Origin of the sequence: Agromyces ramosus, assembly GCF_030817175.1 — a bacterium.
In the GTDB taxonomy this organism is placed as follows: Bacteria; Actinomycetota; Actinomycetes; order Actinomycetales; family Microbacteriaceae; genus Agromyces; species Agromyces ramosus_A.
Genome location: NZ_JAUSYY010000001.1, coordinates 411,178 through 429,331, shown reverse-complemented (window position 1 = coordinate 429,331; position 18,154 = coordinate 411,178). Strand labels below are relative to the sequence as shown.

The 18,154-nt window shown below is 71.7% G+C and carries 17 protein-coding genes; 5 read left to right on the top strand and 12 right to left on the bottom strand.

Features of this window, described 5'->3' with window-relative positions:
* Position 1: 1 nt before the first annotated feature.
* On the bottom strand, positions 2-1,552 hold the full coding sequence (locus QFZ26_RS02000; protein WP_307038807.1) for a succinic semialdehyde dehydrogenase: 1,551 nt from the start codon (positions 1,550-1,552) through the stop codon (positions 2-4).
* A 55-nt stretch (positions 1,553-1,607) separates the two neighbouring features.
* On the opposite strand from QFZ26_RS02000, the gene QFZ26_RS01995 reads away from it, so the two are divergent.
* Positions 1,608-2,987: an MFS transporter gene (locus QFZ26_RS01995; RefSeq protein ID WP_307038806.1), complete on the top strand. Its 1,380-nt coding sequence runs from the start codon at positions 1,608-1,610 to the stop codon at positions 2,985-2,987.
* Entirely contained in the window at positions 2,984-4,495 is a 1,512-nt protein-coding gene (locus QFZ26_RS01990; RefSeq protein ID WP_307038805.1) for a pyridoxal phosphate-dependent decarboxylase family protein, read from the top strand. Before QFZ26_RS01995 ends, QFZ26_RS01990 begins: the two co-directional genes overlap by 4 nt.
* Before the next feature lie 41 nt (positions 4,496-4,536).
* Here the strand turns inward: QFZ26_RS01990 and QFZ26_RS01985 are convergent, their stop codons facing one another.
* From QFZ26_RS01985 to QFZ26_RS01970, 4 genes are read right to left on the bottom strand one after another with little or no spacing between them, the layout of a single operon-like run.
* Positions 4,537-5,418 (bottom strand): hypothetical protein, encoded by an 882-nt coding sequence (locus tag QFZ26_RS01985; protein WP_307038804.1) that lies wholly within the window; start codon positions 5,416-5,418, stop codon positions 4,537-4,539.
* Between the two features lie 4 nt (positions 5,419-5,422).
* Complete coding sequence (locus QFZ26_RS01980; protein WP_307038803.1) at positions 5,423-6,601, bottom strand: Mrp/NBP35 family ATP-binding protein; 1,179 nt, start codon at positions 6,599-6,601, stop codon at positions 5,423-5,425.
* Complete coding sequence (locus QFZ26_RS01975; RefSeq protein WP_307038802.1) at positions 6,588-7,109, bottom strand: DUF1003 domain-containing protein; 522 nt, start codon at positions 7,107-7,109, stop codon at positions 6,588-6,590. The genes QFZ26_RS01980 and QFZ26_RS01975 overlap by 14 nt, the downstream gene beginning before the upstream one ends.
* Complete coding sequence (locus QFZ26_RS01970) at positions 7,096-8,424, bottom strand: magnesium transporter MgtE N-terminal domain-containing protein (protein WP_307038801.1); 1,329 nt, start codon at positions 8,422-8,424, stop codon at positions 7,096-7,098. The genes QFZ26_RS01975 and QFZ26_RS01970 overlap by 14 nt, the downstream gene beginning before the upstream one ends.
* 79 nt (positions 8,425-8,503) lie before the next feature.
* Between QFZ26_RS01970 and QFZ26_RS01965 the strand changes: the two genes are divergently transcribed.
* On the top strand, positions 8,504-9,250 hold the full coding sequence (locus QFZ26_RS01965; RefSeq protein ID WP_307038800.1) for a general stress protein: 747 nt from the start codon (positions 8,504-8,506) through the stop codon (positions 9,248-9,250).
* Positions 9,251-9,257: 7 nt separating this feature from the next.
* Here QFZ26_RS01965 and QFZ26_RS01960 read toward each other — a convergent pair whose 3' ends face one another.
* The 4 genes from QFZ26_RS01960 to QFZ26_RS01945 form a co-directional block, all read right to left on the bottom strand.
* The gene (locus tag QFZ26_RS01960; protein ID WP_307038799.1) at positions 9,258-10,694 is read right to left on the bottom strand and encodes a M1 family metallopeptidase; all 1,437 of its coding nucleotides are present in this window, start codon (positions 10,692-10,694) and stop codon (positions 9,258-9,260) included.
* 118 nt (positions 10,695-10,812) lie between these two features.
* Positions 10,813-11,193 (bottom strand): hypothetical protein, encoded by a 381-nt coding sequence (locus tag QFZ26_RS01955; RefSeq protein ID WP_307038798.1) that lies wholly within the window; start codon positions 11,191-11,193, stop codon positions 10,813-10,815.
* Between the two features lie 265 nt (positions 11,194-11,458).
* Positions 11,459-13,027, bottom strand: a complete 1,569-nt coding sequence (locus QFZ26_RS01950) for an aminopeptidase P family protein (protein WP_307038797.1) — start codon at positions 13,025-13,027, stop codon at positions 11,459-11,461.
* A 63-nt stretch (positions 13,028-13,090) separates the two neighbouring features.
* Positions 13,091-14,119, bottom strand: a complete 1,029-nt coding sequence (locus QFZ26_RS01945; RefSeq protein ID WP_307038796.1) for an endonuclease/exonuclease/phosphatase family protein — start codon at positions 14,117-14,119, stop codon at positions 13,091-13,093.
* Positions 14,120-14,228: 109 nt separating this feature from the next.
* Between QFZ26_RS01945 and QFZ26_RS01940 the strand changes: the two genes are divergently transcribed.
* Entirely contained in the window at positions 14,229-15,098 is an 870-nt protein-coding gene (locus tag QFZ26_RS01940) for a PHP domain-containing protein (RefSeq protein ID WP_307038795.1), read from the top strand.
* Between the two features lie 37 nt (positions 15,099-15,135).
* Here QFZ26_RS01940 and QFZ26_RS01935 read toward each other — a convergent pair whose 3' ends face one another.
* Positions 15,136-16,662: a DEAD/DEAH box helicase gene (locus QFZ26_RS01935; protein ID WP_307038794.1), complete on the bottom strand. Its 1,527-nt coding sequence runs from the start codon at positions 16,660-16,662 to the stop codon at positions 15,136-15,138.
* 134 nt (positions 16,663-16,796) lie between these two features.
* Here QFZ26_RS01935 and QFZ26_RS01930 point away from each other — a divergent pair, with 134 nt between their 5' ends.
* Positions 16,797-17,513, top strand: a complete 717-nt coding sequence (locus QFZ26_RS01930) for a ferritin-like fold-containing protein (protein WP_307038793.1) — start codon at positions 16,797-16,799, stop codon at positions 17,511-17,513.
* Between the two features lie 62 nt (positions 17,514-17,575).
* Here QFZ26_RS01930 and QFZ26_RS01925 read toward each other — a convergent pair whose 3' ends face one another.
* The gene (locus QFZ26_RS01925) at positions 17,576-17,881 is read right to left on the bottom strand and encodes a hypothetical protein (protein WP_307038792.1); all 306 of its coding nucleotides are present in this window, start codon (positions 17,879-17,881) and stop codon (positions 17,576-17,578) included.
* Positions 17,882-17,883: 2 nt separating this feature from the next.
* Positions 17,884-18,108, bottom strand: a complete 225-nt coding sequence (locus tag QFZ26_RS01920) for a DUF3107 domain-containing protein (RefSeq protein WP_307038791.1) — start codon at positions 18,106-18,108, stop codon at positions 17,884-17,886.
* Between the last annotated feature and the right edge of the window lie 46 nt (positions 18,109-18,154).

The following is an 18,154-nucleotide window of genomic DNA, read 5'->3' as shown; positions in this document are numbered from 1 at the left end:
CTCAGCGGCGACGCAGCGCCTTCAGGGCGCGAGCGAGGGCGAGCAGCATCGGTGCCTGCGCCTCGTACTCGCGAGCGGTGCGCGGCAACTGCAGGAGGCCCGTGGTCGCCGAGATCGTGATCGGCTCGACGAAGCGCAGGAGGCCCTCTGGGCCGTTGCGGCGGCCGACGCCCGACTGCTTCACGCCGCCCATGGGCGCCGCGACCGATGAGAAGGCGCCGCGGTAGCCCTCGTTGATGTTCACGCTGCCCGCCTCGAGGGCGTCGGCCAGTCCCTGGCCGCGGCGCCTCGAGCCGGTCAGCACGGCGGCATTCAGTCCGTAGTCGCTCGCGTTCGCCGCGAGCACCGCCTCTTCATCGCTGCCGACGAGGTAGAGGGAGGCGATGGCGCCGAAGGTCTCCTCGGCGTAGACGGTCATCTCGGGCGTGACGCCCGTGAGCACCGTCGGTTCGAAGAACCATGGACCGAGGTCGGGTCGGGGGCGACCGCCGACGAGCACCGTCGCGCCCTTGGCGACCGCGTCGGCGAGGTGCGCCTCGACGCGGGCGAGCTGGTTTTCGCTCGCGAGCGAGCCGAAGTCGGCGTCGAAGCCGAGGGCGGATCCGAGCTTCGCGCCTCGGAGCTGCTCGACCAGGGCCCGCTGGAACGGCGCCGCGACCGCGTGGTGCACGTAGATGCGCTCGGCCGAGACGCACAGCTGGCCCATCGCGGAGAACGCCCCGTGCATCGTGTTCGCGGCGGCCTCGGCAGGGTCGACGTCGTCGAGCACGATGATCGCGTTCTTGCCGCCGAGCTCGAGGGAGGCGCCGACGAGACGCCGGCCCGCCTTCTCGGCGATCTTGCGGCCGGTGGCCGTCGACCCGGTGAAGCAGATGAAGTCGGCGACATCCGTGAGCGCCTCGCCGACCTCGCTCGCAGGGCCGGCGACGACTGCCCAGAGCGCTTCGGGGACGCCGGCGTCGATGTACGCGCGACGGAGCGCGAGGATGGAGAGCGCGCCCTGGTCGTCGGCCTTCTGCACGACGCCGCAGCCGGCGGCGAGGGCCGGCACGACATCCATCGCGGCGAGGCTCAGTGCGTAGTTCCAGGGCGTGATGACGCCGGCGACGCCCTTGGGCTGGTATCGCACCCGGGTGGTCACCACGGTGGGGATGCTGGAGCGTCGCGTGCGTCCCCGCAGCACTCGTCGCGCCGCGAGCGCGTTGTAGCGGGTGACGGACGTCGCCTGGAAGACCTCCTCGAACGCCTGGCCGCGGGTCTTGCCGCTCTCGAGCTGGATGAGGTCGAGGAGGAGTTCGCGCCGTTCGATGACGAGGTCGTGCGCGCGCAGCAGCACGCGACGACGCTCGGCGAAGCCGGCTCGCACCCAGGCGAGCTGCGCGAGGCGCGCCCGCGCCACGGCGTCGCGCACGTCGGCGGCACTCGAGCGGGGCAGCTCGTGCAGTGTCTCGCCGGTCGACGGGGTGGGCACGGGGATGGTCTCGGAGCCGGACGCGACGACGTCGTCGGTGAGGCTCGTGAACAGTTCGGGGGAGGCCGTGGTGGCGCGCATGGGCACAGTCTAGGACAGTTGACCCACTTCGCCTCCGGGTGGGTACACTGCCTCCATGACCGCAACGGAGCGAAGCATTTCCCGCGGTGTCGTGACCCGCTATGCGATCGGGTCGATCGGCACGGGCGGCTTCGCCACCCTTCCCGGCCTCGTACTCGTCTACTACCTGACCGACACGCTCGGCGTCACGGCGCTCGTCGCCGGGCTCGTCGTCACCGCCGCGAAGGTGTGGGACGTCGTGATCGACCCGTGGATCGGCGAGCGGAGCGATCGCCGTCTCGTGCGCACCGGCACCCGCCGCACCTGGATGGTCGTCGGAGCGATCGCGTTGCCGGTCGGCTTCCTGCTCACCTTCGCCGTGCCGGCGGGCAGCATCCCGGCCGTCGCCACGGTCTGGGTCTTCCTGTCCTTCCTCACCACCGCGACTGCCTTCAGCCTCTTCCAGGTGCCCTACATCGCCCTCCCGGCAGAGCTGACCACCGACTACGACGCCCGCACGCGGCTGCTGACCTGGCGGGTCGTGGTGCTCACGATCGCCATCCTGTTGTTCGGCGCGGGCGGTCCCGAGCTCCGCGGCGCCTTCGCCGACGAGCACACGGGCTACCTCGTCATGGCGCTCGTCGCGGGCGTCGTCATCGGGGTGGGCATGCTCGTGGCGTCGACGACCGCCCCGAAGAACCTGGCGGTGACGGATGCCGCGCCTCGCCGGAGCATCCGTGCCGGCTACGCCGAGGGCCTCGCCGCGCTGCGGCGGAGCGCCCCGTTCCGCGCGCTCCTCGCGGCATTCGTGCTGCAGGGGCTCGCGACGGGCCTCATGCTGGCCGGAGCCCAGTTCGTGGCGACCTGGGTGCTCCGCGACGAGGGCGCCGTCACCTACCTGTTCGTGGCGCTCATCGCGCCGGCCGTGTTCGCGGCGCCGGTCTGGGAGCGGGTCGCCCGCCGCGTCGGCAAGGAGCGCGGGTTCGCCATCGCGAGCGTCGTGTTCGGCGTCGCGGCGCTGACACTGGTCGGCATGGTCTGGGCGCCCGGGCCGTGGATCTACCTCCCCGTCGCGGTCGCGGGGATCGGGTACGCGGGCATGCAGTCGCTGCCCATGGCCATGCTGCCCGACGTCATCTCGCACGACGCGCGTACCCACGGACTCGGTCGGGCGGGCAGCTTCGGCGGCGTCTGGACGGCCGGCGAGACGGCCGGCATGGCGCTCGGCGCCACCGTGCTCACGATCGTGCTTGCCCTCACCGGATACCTCCAGTCGAGCGGCTCCGAGATCGTCACGCAGTCGCCCACCGCGGTGGCGGGCATCGCGCTGAGCTTCAGCGTGATCCCCGCGCTGCTCGTCGCCGCGAGCCTCTTCGCACTGCGTCGCTATCCGCTCAGGCGCAGCGACATCGACGCGGATGCCGCAGCAGCCGCCGTGACGGCGGTGGCACGATGAGCCGCTTCCGCCGCGAGGCATCCGACATCCTCGCCGAGCTCGAGCAATTGCGGGCCGTCGATGCCCCCACGCACGGCGGCCGGGTACTCTCGTACGTCTACGACTCGGGCATGCCCGAGCTCGACGAGCTCGCCGCACAGGCCGCGCGGCTCGTGCAGCCCGTCAACGGACTCGACCCCACGACCTTCACCTCGGTCGCGACGATGGAGGCCGGGCTCGTGGGCTTCGCCCGGCGCGTGCTCGGCGGCGACGCCGATGTCGTCGGCTCGGTCACGTCCGGGGGCACCGAGAGCTGCCTGCTCGCCGTGAAGTCCGCCCGTGACGCCTGGCGGGCAGCTCGCGCGGGCACGCCGCGGGTGCCGAGGCTCGTCGCGCCCGTGACCGTGCACGCGGCGTTCCACAAGGCGGCCGAGTACTTCGGGCTCGCGCTCGACCTCGTGCCCGTCGACCCCATCACCGGTGCGGTCGCGGCGTCCGACATCGAGGAGCGACTCGGCGACGACGTCGCGCTCGTCGTGGTGAGCGCACCCTCGTACCCGTTCGCCGGACTCGACCCGGTCGCCGATGTCGCGGCCGTCACGTCGCCGCGGGGCATCGCGCTGCACGTCGACGCCTGCATCGGGGGCTTCGCGCTCGCGTTCTGGCCCGATCCGCTGCCCGCATGGGACCTGCGGGTGCCGGGCGTCACGAGCCTCTCGGCCGACCTGCACAAGTACGGGTACGCGCCGAAGGGCGTGTCCGTGCTGCTCACCCGCGGCCGCGATCGCCAGCGCCGCCAGTACTTCGCGACCACGGCGTGGCCCGGCTACCCCGTCGTGAACCCGACGCTGACGGGCTCGAAGCCCGCCGGACCGCTTGCGGCGGCCTGGGCGATCACCGAGGCGCTCGGCGACGACGGCTTCGCCCGGCTCACCTCGCAGGTGGCCCGTGCCACCGCTGCCCTGCGTGAGCTCGTCGACGGCATCGAGGGCCTGCACGTCGTGGGCTCGCCCACCGGCCCGCTCTTCGCCGTCGCCGTCGACGACGGGGTGCCGGCCGATCGGCGGGTCGATCCGCATCACTGGGCGGATGTCGCGCGCGTCGCGGGCTGGCACCTGCAACTGCAGCCGGCGCTCACCCAATCCGACGGCACGCGGCTGCCGCACACGACGCACCTGACGGTGACGCCCGTGACCGAGGCGGTGCTGCCCGACCTCTCGGCCGCGCTCGTCGCCGCGGCCGATGCCGTCCGCGGCGAGCCGCCGGTCGACGGGGCGGCACTGCTCACGGGGCTCCTGGCGACGCTGCCGGGCGGTGCCGACGCGCTCGCCGGGGCATCCGTCGGGCTCGACTCCGACACCGCGGCCGGACTGCTCGGTGCGTTCGGGCTGCTCGGCGGAAGCGATGCCGCAGGGGCGCTGCCCGAGCGGCAGGCGCCCGTGCTCGCGCTCGTGGCCGCCCTGCCCGCGCCGTTCACCGAGCGCCTGCTCATCGAACTGCTCGCACGCGTGGTGGAACCGCGCGACTGAGGAGACCCGGCATCCACCTGCAGCGAGTCGCCCCCGGCCGCTCACTGGAGCCCGCAGCGCTCCCCGTAGTACGCGTAGAGCTCAGCCTTCAGGGTGTCGCCCGACGGGCGATCGATGCGACCGGCGCGGCCGTCGCTCGTCGTGATGTCGAACGCCATGATCGTGCCGCGCTTGTCGTCGGCGATCGCGTGCGCATCGCAGCGGGCCGGCGCGACCGGCAGCTCGATCGTGAACGGCTCGCCGCCGGCGGCGACCTCGATGCCGAGCGGCCACTCGGCGCCCGCCTCGTTGCCCAGCAGCGTCGTGTTCGGCACCTGCTCGAGCAGCATCGAGGCGCTTCCGGAAGTCACCGGTGTGACCTGCACGTCGATGATCGCCCGCCGGTCGGTGCCGCTTCCGGTCGAGCGCAGGTGCTCGGGCATCGTGATCTCCGCGACGGCGGCCACGGACTCGGCGAGGCAGTCGGCGTTGTTCAAGCGCACGAGCGTGTCGAACGGATCATCGGGAGTGAGCGTTCCGGTGGCGCTGCCGGCGCCCGTCACGACCGCGAGCTCGACGGTTCCGGGGGCGGAGGGAACATCGCACCGGCTCTCGGGGATGTCGATGCGAATGGCGATGGCCTCACCCGCCGAGAGCTCGAACGGGTCGTCGTAGGCGAGCTCGCCCTCGAGCGCCGGAGCGGTGAATGCGAGGTGCTCGACCGTGACGGGTGCGGCGGTCGTGTTCTCAACGCGCACCACCAGCTGGCGGGCCTCGACGTCCATGCGCCCCTGCTGGATGCTCGTGACGAGTCCGTCGGGCAGCGCCGGGGAAGTGGGCTCAGCAGCGGAGCAGGCGACGAGGGAAATGGGCAGGAGCACGAGGACGAGTGCGCCGACGAGCGAGAGCCGGCGACGCTGCCGGGACTGGCGGGCGCGCGGCATCGGACTACCGTACCGAGACGTCGAGCCGACGGCCCTGCAGCGAGCGCGGGCGAGCGGCGAGCGCGGTCGCGGCCGCCTCGATGGCGCGCGCCGCCGGATCGTCGGGCTCCGCCGCGACGACCGGGGTGCCTGCGTCACCGCCGCGGCGAAGCGCGATGCTGAGCGGAACGCTCGCGAGCAGCGGCACCGCCTCGGGCTGCCCCTGGGAGAGGCGTTTCGCGACCTCGGCGCCGCCGCCCGCGCCGAAGAGCTCGATGGTGCCGCCGCCGGGCTCGGCGAAGCCGGCCATGTTCTCGATGACGCCGACGATGCGCTGGCCGGTCTGGCGTGCGACGACGCCGGAGCGCTCGGCGACGTCGGCCGCGGCGGGTTGTGGAGTGGTGACGACCACGACCTCGGCGTTCGGCAGCAGCTGGCCGAGCGAGATGGCAACGTCGCCGGTGCCCGGCGGGAGGTCGACGAGCAGCACGTCGAGGTCGCCGAAGTACACGTCGGTGAGGAACTGGTTGAGGGTGCGGTGCAGCATCGGGCCTCGCCAGGCGACGGCGACGGATGACGCGCGCCCGCCGGGCTCGGAGGGCTCGACGAACATGCCGATCGAGATCACCTTCACGCCGTGCGCGACTGGCGGGAGGATCATCTCGTCGACCCGCGTGGGCCGCGCCGCGAGCCCGGAGTCGTCGACGAGGCCGAGCAGCCCGGGGATCGAGAAGCCGTGCACGTCGGCGTCGACGAGGCCCACCGAGAGCCCTCGCGCGGCGAGCGCGACGGCGAGGTTCGCGGTGATCGTGGACTTGCCCACGCCGCCCTTGCCGCTCGTGACGGCGATGACGCGGGTGAGGCTGCCGGGTCCGAACGGGTTGCTGCGTGCAGCCCGCCCGCCGCGGAGCCGCTCGGTGAGCGCGGCGCGCTGTTCGGGTGTCATCACCGACAGCACGACCTCGGCCATTCCGGCGCCCGCCACGGTCTCGGCGGCCTGCCGCACATCGCGCTCGATGCGGTCGGAGGCGGGGCATCCGACGATCGTCAGGCGGATGCCCACCTCGACGCGGCCGTTCTCGCCGACGACCACGTGATCGACCATGTCGAGGTCGGTGATCGGCTTGCGGATCTCGGGATCGATGACGCCGGTGAGCGCCACGCGCACCGCCTCCTCGAGTGCCACCGGGTCAGCGGGAGGCATGTTCCGCCTCCTCCTCGTCACGGCGGTCGAGCTCCTCGAGCACGGCCCGGAGCTCGGCGCGGATGAACTCCTTCGACGCGAGGTCCTTCACGGCCAGTCGCAGCGCGACGACCTCGCGGGCGAGGTACTCGGTGTCGGCGAGGTTGCGCTCGGCGCGCTGCCGGTCTTGTTCGATCTGCACCCGGTCACGGTCGTCTTGACGGTTCTGCGCGAGCAGGATCAGGGGAGCGGCGTACGACGCCTGCAGCGAGAGCACGAGCGTGAGCGCCGTGAAGCCGATCGCGATGGAGTCGAACCGGTACTGCTCGGGCGCGAAGGTGTTCCACACCATCCAGCCGATCGCGAACAGCGACAGGCCGAGGAGGAAGCCGGGCGTGCCCATGCCGCGCGCGACCCACTCGGTGAAGCGACCGAAGCGGTCGCTGTCGCCCGACCCGCGGAAGGACGGGGACCGGCGGATGCCCTTCGGGGTGTCGAATCGCCGGTCTTCGGCGTCAGCGCGTGCCATCTCCTGCCCTCCTTCCGTGTGGGATGGGGATACTCCCCGTCGTCAGCTGGGCTCGCGCTGCTGCGCGGCGCCCCACCTCGGTTTCTTCGGGATGACTTCGCCAGTCATCGGGCAGGAGGTAGTCGAGCACGTCGTCAATCGTCACCACCCCGACGAGTCGATGCTTCTCATCGACGACCGGCACCGACACCAGGTCGTAGCTCGCGAGGATGCGGCTGACCTCTGCGGCCGAGGTGTCGGCGCGAACCGGCTCGAGACCCTGGTCGATGAGGGTGCCGAGGCGCTCGTGCGGGGGGTAGCGGAGCATGCGCTGGAAGTGCACGAGGCCGAGGAAGCGGCCCGTCGGAGGCTCGTACGGCGGCAGCGTGACGCACACCGCGGCGCCGAGCGCGGGCGGCAGGTCGTGACGGCGGATGAGTGCGAGGCCCTCGGCGACGGTCGCGTCGGCGGAGACGATGATCGGCTCGGTCGTCATGAGCCCGCCGGCGGTGTCGGGACCATAGGAGAGGAGGAAGCGCACGTCTTCGGCCTCTTCGGGCTCCATGAGCTCGAGGAGGTGCTCTCCGCGCTCTTCGGGGAGCTGCGCGATGAGGTCGGCGGCGTCGTCGGGCTGCATGTGGTCGAGCACGTCGGCGGCACGGTCGTCGCCGAGGCCGGCGAGGATGACGACCTGGTCGGACTCGGGCATCTCCTCGAGCACATCGGCGAGCCGGTCGTCGGAGAGCTCTTCCGCAACCTCCTGGCGTCGGCGTGCCGGCAGGTCGAGCAGGGTGCTGGCGAGGTCGGCCGGCTTCAGCTCGGAGTACGTCGCGATGAGCTGCTCGGCCGACTGCGCCTCGCCGCTCGGCTTCGCCTCACGCACCTCGCGCCACGTGACGTAGGCCGACTGGCCCTTCGAGAACGGCGACGCGCCCTTGGGGCGACGTACGAAGAGCTGGTCGACCTCCCACTCTCCGGGCTCCTGCTCCTCGATCGCCACGTCTTCGATGGTGGCCTCGCCGGAACCGTCGGTGAAGGCGACCTTGCGGCCGAGCATCTCGGCGATCACGCGCACCTCGCCGCCGCGCTGCTCGAAGCGGCGCAGGTTGATGAGGCCGGTCGTGATGATCTGCCCACCGCCGATGGACGTGACTCGGCCGATCGAGACGAACACGCGGCGCTTGCCGGGAATCTCGACGATGAGCCCGACGACGCGCGGGGGGTCGCTCTTGCGGTACACGACGAGGACGTCGCGCACCTTGCCGACCCGATCGCCGTTGGGGTCGAAGACGGCGCACCCGGCGAGTCGGGCGACGAAGACTCTCGTGGCGCTCACGGTTCCAACTTAGCCCCCGCAGGCCTCAACCGAGGCCGCTGCCGGGCCGCTCGTCAGCCTGCCGTGGGAGAATACCCGGGTGACGAATCAATCGCCGTTCGGTGGCCGAGTCGGCCGCGCCTTCCCGAGCCTGCCCAAGGGCGAGACCGTTGCGAGCTTCGAGACCTACGCCGAGGCGCAGTCGGCCGTCGACGCACTCGCGAAGGCGGAGTTCCCGGTGAAGGAGCTCGCGATCGTCGGCACCGACCTCACGAGCGTCGAGCGCATCACCGGCAAGCTCACGTGGGGCCGCGCGGCGGGCGCAGGAGCGTTGTCGGGCGCGTGGTTCGGCACGTTCCTCGGCCTCCTGCTGTTCATCTTCTCGCCGACGGGCGCGTCGCTCGGCATCCTCCTGGCCGCGGTGCTCCTGGGTGCGGGCTTCGGCATGATCTTCGGCGTGGTCTCGTACTCGGTCAACCGCCGTCGTCGTGACTTCACGTCGGTCATGCAGGTGCTCGCGACCCGCTACGCGATCATCGCCGACTCGCCGCACGTCGACCGGGCGCGCTCCGTGCTGGGCGTCGACGCACCGGTCGTCGGTGCGGCGCCCGCGCGGCCTGCTGCTCGTGCGACCGAGCGTCCCGGCGGGGAGCCCACGGCGGCGCCGTTGAGCTACGGCGAGGCGACGGATGCCGCGAAGCGGGCCCGTGCCGACGAGCAGCGCGTCGCCCAGACGCAGCCGGCGCGACCCCGTTACGGCGAACTGGCGCCCACCGAGGAGGCCGATGCCGAGTCATCCGCCCGCACTGACGCCCCCGCGACCGGTGAACCCGAATCGGGCCGTTGAGCGCCGGCTACCAGGCGACCGGCTTCTCGGGCGTGTAGACCCAGACGTCGAAGAACTCCTCGAGGTCGAGGCCCGAGATCTCCTCAGCGAGGCCGGCGAAGTCCTGCGTGCTCGCCGTGCCGCCGCCGAAGCGCTCGACCCAGGTTTGCGCGAGCTCGAAGAACGCGTCGTCGCCGATCTTCACGCGCAGGGCGTGGAGGGTCGCGGCGCCGCGATCGTAGACCGGGCCGGCGAAGAGGCCGAGGGGCTGCGGGTCGGCCACGACGAAGTCCCACTCGGGGTCGTCGGCCGGCAGCGACATGAACTCGTCGAACGTCTCGCCGGCGGTGGCGCGGTCGCGGTGCTCGTTCCACATCCAGGTCGAGTAGGTCGCCCAGCCCTCGTTGAGCCAGATGTCGGCCCAGCGCTCGGGGCTCACGTGGTCGCCCATCCACTGGTGCGCGAGCTCGTGCGCGATCGTGCCCTCACGCGCGTTGCGCGAGAAGAAGGAACGGGTCTGCGTCTCGAGCGCGTAGCCCACGGAGTCGTCGTCGACGATCGCGCCATAGGAGTTGAAGGGATACGGGCCGTACAGCTCCTCGAAGAAGACGAGCATGTCGCTCGTGAGCGCGAGGTCGGCCGTGGCAGCACCGAGGCGAGAGGGGTCGACGGCATCGAAGATGGGCGTGCCGTTCGCGGCGACGTACTCATTCACCACGTAGTCGCCGACGCTCGCGGTCGAGAGGTAGGCGGCCATGGGGTCGGGTGCGTCCCAGAACCACGTCGTCCTCCCGTCGGCGGTGCTCGGCGCGGCGCTGGGCAAGCCGTTCGCGACCGCCACGAGGCCCTCGGGCACCGTGATCTCGAACGAATACGTCGACTTGTCGGTCGGGTGGTCGTTGACGGGGAACCACGTGGCCGAGCCGTCGGGCTCGCTCACGACCATCGCGCCATCGCGCGTGGTGACCCAGCCGTACAGGGCGCCCTCGATGTCGGTCGGCCGAATCGTCGTGCCGCCGTACGTGACGACGACCTGCGCCTGCGAGCCCGTCTTGAGCTTGGGGCGTGGCGTGATGACGAGCTCGTTGTCGGTCTGGGTGAACGCCATCGGCTTGCCGCCGACGGTCACCTCGGACGCCGTGAGCCCGCGGAGGTCGAGGTTGAAGCGATCGAGGTCGGCGGTCGCGACGAGGTCGATCGTGGCGACGCCGTCGAGGCGGCCCTCCATGGGTGCCGGCGCCGGAGGTGCGGGGGTGTAGTCGAGGTCGAGGTCGTAGTGCAGCACGTCGATGCCGCCGTTGCCCGCGAGTGGGAAGTAGGGGTCGCCGGCGCCATCGGCGCCGTGGCCGTATCGCGGCGAGCCGGGATCGCCCGGCGCCGCCACGGCGAGGCCCGGAGCGCAGGCGACGGCGATGGCGACGCCGGCCGCTCCGAGAGTGAGCAGGACGGTGCGGCGACGAGACATGGATCCTCCAGCGGGGAGCGGTGCGATCGGCAGTGCTGCCAATCTAGACCGACCTCATCCGCCTCGCCAGACTCCTCCGTGCATCGGCGAACTCGGCCGCGTGACCTCCGGGTGACGGCTACCAGGCTTCGATCGCCGCCGCTGAGAGTTCGAACCCGTGGCCGCTCGAGTCGTCTTCGCAGCGAACGCCCTCACCCGCCGGTTCGCACGAGACGGTGTCGACGGTGATGCGCTCGCCGTCGGCGAGGAGGTGCGTGGCCGGGTAGCCACCGAAATCGCTGTCGGTATTGCGCCGAGGCGTGGCACTGTCAGGGCCGCGCACGACCAGTCCGTTCCGGCAGCCGAACTCCTCGAACTGCGCGCAGTACTCGGCGAACTCGGTGTCTTCCCACCGCCAGGTCTGGCTGAGGACGGCGCATCCCCATGCGGCGATGCTCGGGTCGTCTGATGATGCGGTGATCTGGCAGTTCACGGCCCCGTCGGCGACGCCGAAACTCACGCCGGTACTCGTCGGTGTAGAGCGCCGGGTCGACCTCGACGGGCTCATCAAATGCGGGCACCGGGGTCGGCTCAGGCTCGGCCTGAACGACCGGGGTTTCAGAGGCCTGGGCGAGTGGCCCGTTCGGTGCGCCCGCCGCGCATGCGCTCAGGAGGATGGAGAGCGTCGCTGCGGCGATGAGGCCGTACCACCGTGTTCGTCGGGTCATGGCTCGGAATCTACCGGGCCACCGCAGGCCGTCGGCACGCCACGACCTCGGTCAGCATCACGATTTGGTGACGGCGCCGCCGCGCACCCACGCCTCGACCTCGTCGGCGGTGCGCGGGATGCGGGCCGAGAGGTTCTCCGCGCCGGCCGCCGTCACGAGGATGTCGTCTTCGATGCGCACGCCGATGCCGCGGAACTCCTCGGGCACGGTGAGGTCGTCGGGCTGGAAGTAGAGGCCCGGCTCGATCGTGAAGACCATGCCCGGCTCGAGGACGCCGTCGAGGTACATCTCGCGCCGCGCCTGCGCGCAGTCGTGCACGTCGAGGCCGAGGTGGTGACTCGTGCCGTGCACCATGTACCGGCGGTGGAACTGGTTCTCGGGCTCGAGCGACTCCTCGGCCGAGACCGGGAGGAAGCCCCACTCGGCGGTCTTCCTCGCGATGACCTGCATGGCCGCCGCGTGCACCTCGCGGAAGATCGCGCCCGGCTTGACGACGGCGAATGCGGCATCCGCTGCCTCCAGCACGGCCTCGTAGACCTGCCGCTGCACGGGCGAGAAGGTGCCGTTCACCGGGAAGGTACGCGTGATATCGGCCGTGTAATAGGAGTCGAGCTCGACACCCGCGTCGAGCAGCACGAGATCGCCGGGCACCACGGGGCCGTCGTTCCGGGTCCAGTGCAGGATCGTCGCGTGCGGGCCGGCGGCGGCGATCGAGCCGTAGCCGACGTCGTTGCCGTCGAGGCGGGCGCGGGTGGCGAACACGCCCTCGATGACGCGCTCGCCGCGCACCTCTGCCGTCATGCGGGGAAGCTCTTCGAGCACCTCGGTGAAGCCGCGTTCGGTCGCGTCGATCGCAGCACGCATCTCGGCGATCTCGAACTCGTCTTTCACGAGGCGCAGCTCGGAGAGCATGCGCGCGAGCCCGGCGTCGGGCTCGTGCTCGCCGCCGACCTCGATGCTGAACGGGGCATCCGACGCATTCGTCGACAGCGCCTGCTCGGCGGCGAATCGGATACGGGCGTGGTCGACACGTTCGGTGACGGATGCGTCGGCCTCGCGCAGCACGAGCGTCGCCGTGTCGACGGCGTCGATGACCCGGTCGAACTCGTCGAGCCCGCGGGTGTCGATCGCCAGGTCGGCGGCGACGTGCGCGAGGGACGGACGCGCACCGATCCAGAACTCGCCGATCGCGGGGTTCGCGTAGAACTCCTCGGAGTCGCGGCCCGCGCGCTCGCGGAAGTACACGGTCGTCTCGTGCCCGTCGCCGTGCGGTTCGAACACGAGCACCGCGCCGGGCTCGGTGTCGGAGCCCCACCCGGTGAGGTGCGTGAACGCGGAGTGCGCGCGGAACGGGTAGTCGGTGTCGTTGGCCCGCTGCTTCATGTCGCCGGCGGGCACGATGAGCCGCACGCCGGTGAACGCCGCAGAGACCTTCGCCCGGCGGACGGCTGCGAACGACGCCTGCTCGCGCGCGGACGGCAGGGTCTCGTCACGCTCGGCCCAGCCGCTGCCGATGAACTCCTTGAAGCCCTCGGAGCCCGGCGTCGTCGAGCGGTTCGCGTTGCGGCCCGACTCCTCGGAGGCCGGGGGAGCAGTGGTCGTGGAGGTGTCGGTCGAGTTCGCCATGCCGTCCATTCTCGCACCGCACAGCACGCCGCGGCGCCCGTGAGGTCGCCGTGACGGGGTCGGTCAGCCCGAGCGCGTGAGGGTCGTCACGATCGGGCGGTGGTCGCTCCCTGCGTCGTCGTAGCCGAGGAGCACGCGGAACTCCTGGACGCTCCAGTCGGGCGTCGCGAGCACGTGGTCGATCGGGCTGCCGAGGAGCGTCAGCAGGTCGGTGGGCCACGTGCCGACACCGCCCGCGCCGCCCTGCACCGCGGCATCCACGCACCGCCCGAGGTCGCCGCCGTCGATGCCGTGTCCGGCGAAGTGATCGACGGTGGCGTTGAAGTCGCCCGCCATGATCACGTTCTCGCGCGCACACTGCTCGGCGAGCCAGTCGAGATCGCTCCGCCAGTTGCGAAGCTCCCAGCGGATGGGCGCCACGGCGTGCACGGCGACGATGCGCGGGCCTTCGCCGCTGACCGGGTCGGCCACCACACTCGGCAGGGTGTTCGTGTTCCCCGGCGGACCGGGCGCCTCGGCCGAGACGACCTCGTAGTCGCCGAGCTCGGGACTGATCAGGATCGTGGTCGACCGCGCCTTGGCGATCAGGTCGTAGGCGAGGGTGTGCACCCACATCGGGCTGCCGCCCTCACGCATCGCGACGGCGACCTCCTCGCCGAGCGGCCCCGTCGTCTCGGGCAGCACCACGACATCGGCGCCCTCCTCGAGGGCGAGGCCGGCGATGGCGGACGCGTCGGGCACCTCCCCGAGGGTGTTCCACGACAGCACGGTGACCGATTCGGATGCCTCGGCCCGCGCCTCCTCCGGTTCGCCGCCGAAGCCGCGCACCGCGAGCACCGCGACGTTGCCCACGGCGAAGAGCGCGAAGACGACTGCCATGGCGAACGCGAACGTGCGCACCTGCCGGGCGAGTGCGAGCAGCAGGAACAGCACCGCCGCTGCGACACCGAACGCGGCGGCGGCCCCGCGGAGCGCGACGACGTGCGCGGCGACCCACTGGTTCTGCAGGCCGAACGCCTGCGGCCAGAGGAGCACGAGCGCCAAGGCGGCAGTGCCGAGCACGACGGCCCAGCCGAGGATGCGGGGGAGCATTCCACCAACCCTAGGCGAGCGCCGTGGGCTGCGCCGAGGCGCTCGCTGCCGATCGGCTGGGAGTCGCCGGTGAGGATGCCGCGACGATCGCCGCGACTAGCATTGTGGGATGCCAGCAGCCCCCGTCGTCGTCGGCGAAGCCGACCTGCACACGCATTCGACGGTCTCCGATGGCACCGAGCCCCCCGCGGAGGTCATGCGGCAAGCGGCTCGTGCGGGGCTCTGGGGCGTGGCCCTCACCGACCACGATTCGACGACCGGCTGGGCCGAGGCCGCTGCGGCCGTTCCCGAGACCGGGGTCGCGCTCATCCCCGGCATGGAGCTGTCGACCCGCGAGGGGTACATGAGCGTGCACATGCTCGCCTACCTCGTCGACCCGCTCGACGAGGGGCTGCTGGCCGAAACGGCGCGCATCCGGGAGTCGCGCTTCACGCGCGCCGAGGAGATCGTCCGGCGCATCGGCCGCGACTACGCCCTGAGCTGGGAGGACGTGCTCGCCCAGACCGCCGAGGGCACGACGATCGGCCGGCCGCACATCGCCGACGCCCTCGTCGCACGCGGTCACGCCTCCACCCGATCGGCGGCGTTCGAGGGCATCCTGCACCCGAGGTCGGGGTACGCGCAGCCGCACTACGCGCCCGACCCGCTCACCGGCGTGCGCCTCATCAGGGCGGCGGGCGGCGTTCCGGTGCTCGCCCACCCCGGCACCCGTGGCGCCGAAAGCGTGATCCCGCCCGAACGGCTCGCCCGGCTCGTCGATGCGGGCCTGTTCGGGCTCGAGATCGACCACCCCGAGAATCGCACCGACGCGAAGCGGCGCCTGCGTGCCCTCGCGACCCGGTTCGGCCTCGAGGTCACGGGGTCGAGCGACTACCACGGCACCGGCAAGCCGAACCGGCTCGGGCAGAACCGTACGACACGCGAGGTGGTCGAGCGCCTCATCGCCCAAGCGAACGGCGCGGCACCCGTGCTGCCGTAGCAACACGGATGCCGCGCCGATGCGCGTTTCGCCGGAGTCAGGCCTGCGGCGTCGTGCCGCCGGTGCGAGGGCCGCGGCGACGGCGACGACGCTGCGGAGCCGCATTGCCGTCGTGGTGCTCGTGTCCCTTGCCGTCGTGCGTGCCCGTGCCGGGTGCCTTCGCCGACGACTCGACGCCGGCCTCGGCGGTCGCTGCCGGCGCGCCGCCGGTGACGGGGGCGGAAGCGGGTGCGGCCGCCGTGCCGCCGCGGGTGCGGTTGCGGTTGCGCGTGCGCGGTGCCCGGTCGGATGTGGCATCCGGTCGGGTCTCGGTTCGCGTCTCGGTGCGTGCCTCACTGCGTCCGGCCGTGCTCGACCGCGCCGGTGCGACCGCCGTGGACGCCCGCAGACGGCCCTTCGTGCCGGCGGGGATGTCGAGGTCGTGGAAGAGGTGCGGGCTCGACGAGTACGTCTCGGTCGGCTCGGGCTGGCCGAACTCGAGGGCGCGGTTGATGAGCGCCCACTTGTGCAGGTCGTCCCAGTCGACGAAGGTCACCGCGATGCCGGTCTTGCCGGCGCGGCCGGTGCGGCCCACGCGATGCAGGTACGCCTTGTCGTCATCGGGGATGGTGTGGTTGATGACGTGCGTCACGTCGTCGACGTCGATGCCGCGAGCCGCGACATCCGTGGCGATGAGCACGTCTTTCTTGCCGGCCTTGAACGCGGCCATGGCACGCTCGCGCTGGTCTTGGTTGAGGTCGCCGTGCACGGCGGCGGCATTGAAACCGCGGTCGTTGAGCTCTTCGACGAGCTTCGCCGCCGCGCGCTTCGTGCGCGTGAAGATCACGGTCTTGCCGCGGCCCTCGGCCTGGAGGATGCGCGAGATGACCTCGTCTTTGTCGAGCGAGTGCGCCCGGTACACGAGGTGCTTGATGTTCGCCTGCGTGAGGCCCTCGTCGGGGTCGTTCGCGCGGATGTGGATGGGCTTGGACATGAACCGGCGCGCGAGCGCGACGATCGGGCCGGGCATCGTGGCCGAGAAGAGCATCGTGTGGCGGCTCGGCGGTGTCTGCGCGATGAGCTTCTCGATGTCGGCGAGGAAGCCGAGGTCGAGCATCTTGTCGGCCTCGTCGAGCACCAGCTCGCTCACGTTCTTCAGCGAGAGCAGGCGCTGCGAGGCGAGGTCGAGGAGGCGCCCAGGGGTGCCGACGACGATCTGCGCGCCCGCCTTGAGCTGTTCGATCTGACCCTCATAGGCCTTGCCGCCGTAGATCGAGACGATCTTGGTGGGGCGGTTCGAGGTGGCGATCTCGAGGTCTTCGGTCACCTGCACGCACAGCTCGCGCGTCGGCACGACGACGAGCACCTTGACGCCGCCCTCGGGGTCGCCGCCGATGCGCTGGATGATCGGCAGGCCGAAGCCGAAGGTCTTGCCGGTGCCGGTCTTGGCCTGGCCGATGATGTCCTGGCCCGCGAGGGCGAGGGGAATGGTCTGTTCCTGGATGGGGAAGGCATCGACGATGCCCTTCCCGGCGAGGGCGTCGACGATGTCGGACGCGACCCCGAGGTCACTGAAAGTAGTCAAAAATCTGCCTGTCGGTCTTGCGAACGTAGGTGCGCCCCGCTTCGATCCCCAGGCGCACGGCCGCGGTTCCATTGCCCGCGTGCACCCCCTACCCTATCCGAGTCTCCCTGTGAGCCTCGGATAGGCTGTGTCGCGTGGTGAACTGGCCGAAGCGGGGGATGACGCGCCCGGAGTCCTCGCGGCTGCGTCCGCGAGTGGCGCCGACCGACCTCACGAAGATCGACTTCACCGAACTCGTGCCCGACCCGGTGCCGTTCCTCGGCCAGGCGGCGTACATCCAGCTCGAGTTCTTCGAGGGACTCGCCCGGGCCGTCGCCACCGCGCCGACGCTGCCCTCGAAAGAGGGACTGAGCTCAGCCGCGGGGGTTGCGCTGCGCAAGCACCACGCGCTCATCGCCGAGCTCCGGCGCCTGGGCGTCGAACCCGACGGCGTCATGGCGCCGTTCGCCCCCGCGACCGACCGGTTCCGCCAGGCCACCGCCGGCGCCGACTGGTACGAGCAGCTGCTCGGCATCCACGTCACCTCGGGAATGCTCGACGACTACTTCTCGCGGCTCGCCGCCGGGTTGCCGGCCGACCTCGGCGCGCGCGTGCGCGTGATCCTCGCCGAGGAGGGCGCAGCGGCAGTGCTCTACTCGGAGCTGCTCTCGGCGATCGCGGAGCATCCCGGGCTCTCCGACCGCCTCGCCCTCTGGGGCCGCAGCCTCGTCGGCGACACGCTGCTGATCGCCCGCTCGGCACTCAAGGCATCGGATGCCGCCGACCGCCTGAGCGGCGCGGTCGAACCCGTCTTCACCGAGCTCATCGCTTCGCATACGCGCCGAATGGACGCGCTCGGCCTGACCGCCTGACGGCCTGACCGCAGCGGCGGCGACTGGCGCCGACCGCGGGGCAGCGCTGGAGCCGCGGCGAGCTATGCCCGGCCGACTCCAGGGCGTGCGAGGCGTTCGAAGAGCGCGGCGTCGGCCCGTTCGCGGCGGGGCCCGATGAGGTACGCGGATGCCGCGGCGACGAGCCCTGCCGCCACGAGGGACACGACCCAGATCCAAGCGCCGTCCCATGGCCAGCCGAGCCAGGTGAGCCCGACCCAGACGACGCCGGCGGCGGCGGCGCCGATCGCGGGGATGAGCGCGACCCCGTGGGTCTGACGGCGGGGCAGCGCATAGCGAGCCGCGAGACCGAGGATCGCTCCGCCGAGCGTGACGAACAGCAGCTCCATGGTCAGCCGACGAAGCCGATGCGGCGCGACTCCTCGGAGCCGATCTCGACGTACGCGAGCGCCGACGCGGGGACCACGTAGACGGTGCCCTTCGCATCGGCGAGCTTGAGGAGCGCCGACTGGCCGGCGAGCGCGGCCGCGACGGCCTGCTCGACCTCCGCCGCCGATTGCGAAGTCTCGAAGGAGAGTTCACGGGGGGAGTTCTGGATACCGATTCGAACGTCCACGGTGCGCCTTTCTGCTCGTGCTCCCACACTATGACACGCGCCGAGC

Excerpts from the sequence above, each read along its gene's own strand:
- QFZ26_RS02000 (WP_307038807.1), bottom strand. The coding sequence starts at position 1,552 with ATGCGCGCCACCACGGCCTCCCCCGAACTGTTCACGAGCCTCACCGAC.
- QFZ26_RS01995 (WP_307038806.1), top strand. The coding sequence starts at position 1,608 with ATGACCGCAACGGAGCGAAGCATTTCCCGCGGTGTCGTGACCCGCTAT.
- QFZ26_RS01990 (WP_307038805.1), top strand. The coding sequence starts at position 2,984 with ATGAGCCGCTTCCGCCGCGAGGCATCCGACATCCTCGCCGAGCTCGAG.
- QFZ26_RS01985 (WP_307038804.1), bottom strand. The coding sequence starts at position 5,418 with ATGCCGCGCGCCCGCCAGTCCCGGCAGCGTCGCCGGCTCTCGCTCGTC.
- QFZ26_RS01980 (WP_307038803.1), bottom strand. The coding sequence starts at position 6,601 with ATGCCTCCCGCTGACCCGGTGGCACTCGAGGAGGCGGTGCGCGTGGCG.
- QFZ26_RS01975 (WP_307038802.1), bottom strand. The coding sequence starts at position 7,109 with ATGGCACGCGCTGACGCCGAAGACCGGCGATTCGACACCCCGAAGGGC.
- QFZ26_RS01960 (WP_307038799.1), bottom strand. The coding sequence starts at position 10,694 with ATGTCTCGTCGCCGCACCGTCCTGCTCACTCTCGGAGCGGCCGGCGTC.
- QFZ26_RS01950 (WP_307038797.1), bottom strand. The coding sequence starts at position 13,027 with ATGGCGAACTCGACCGACACCTCCACGACCACTGCTCCCCCGGCCTCC.
- QFZ26_RS01945 (WP_307038796.1), bottom strand. The coding sequence starts at position 14,119 with ATGCTCCCCCGCATCCTCGGCTGGGCCGTCGTGCTCGGCACTGCCGCC.
- QFZ26_RS01940 (WP_307038795.1), top strand. The coding sequence starts at position 14,229 with ATGCCAGCAGCCCCCGTCGTCGTCGGCGAAGCCGACCTGCACACGCAT.
- QFZ26_RS01925 (WP_307038792.1), bottom strand. The coding sequence starts at position 17,881 with ATGGAGCTGCTGTTCGTCACGCTCGGCGGAGCGATCCTCGGTCTCGCG.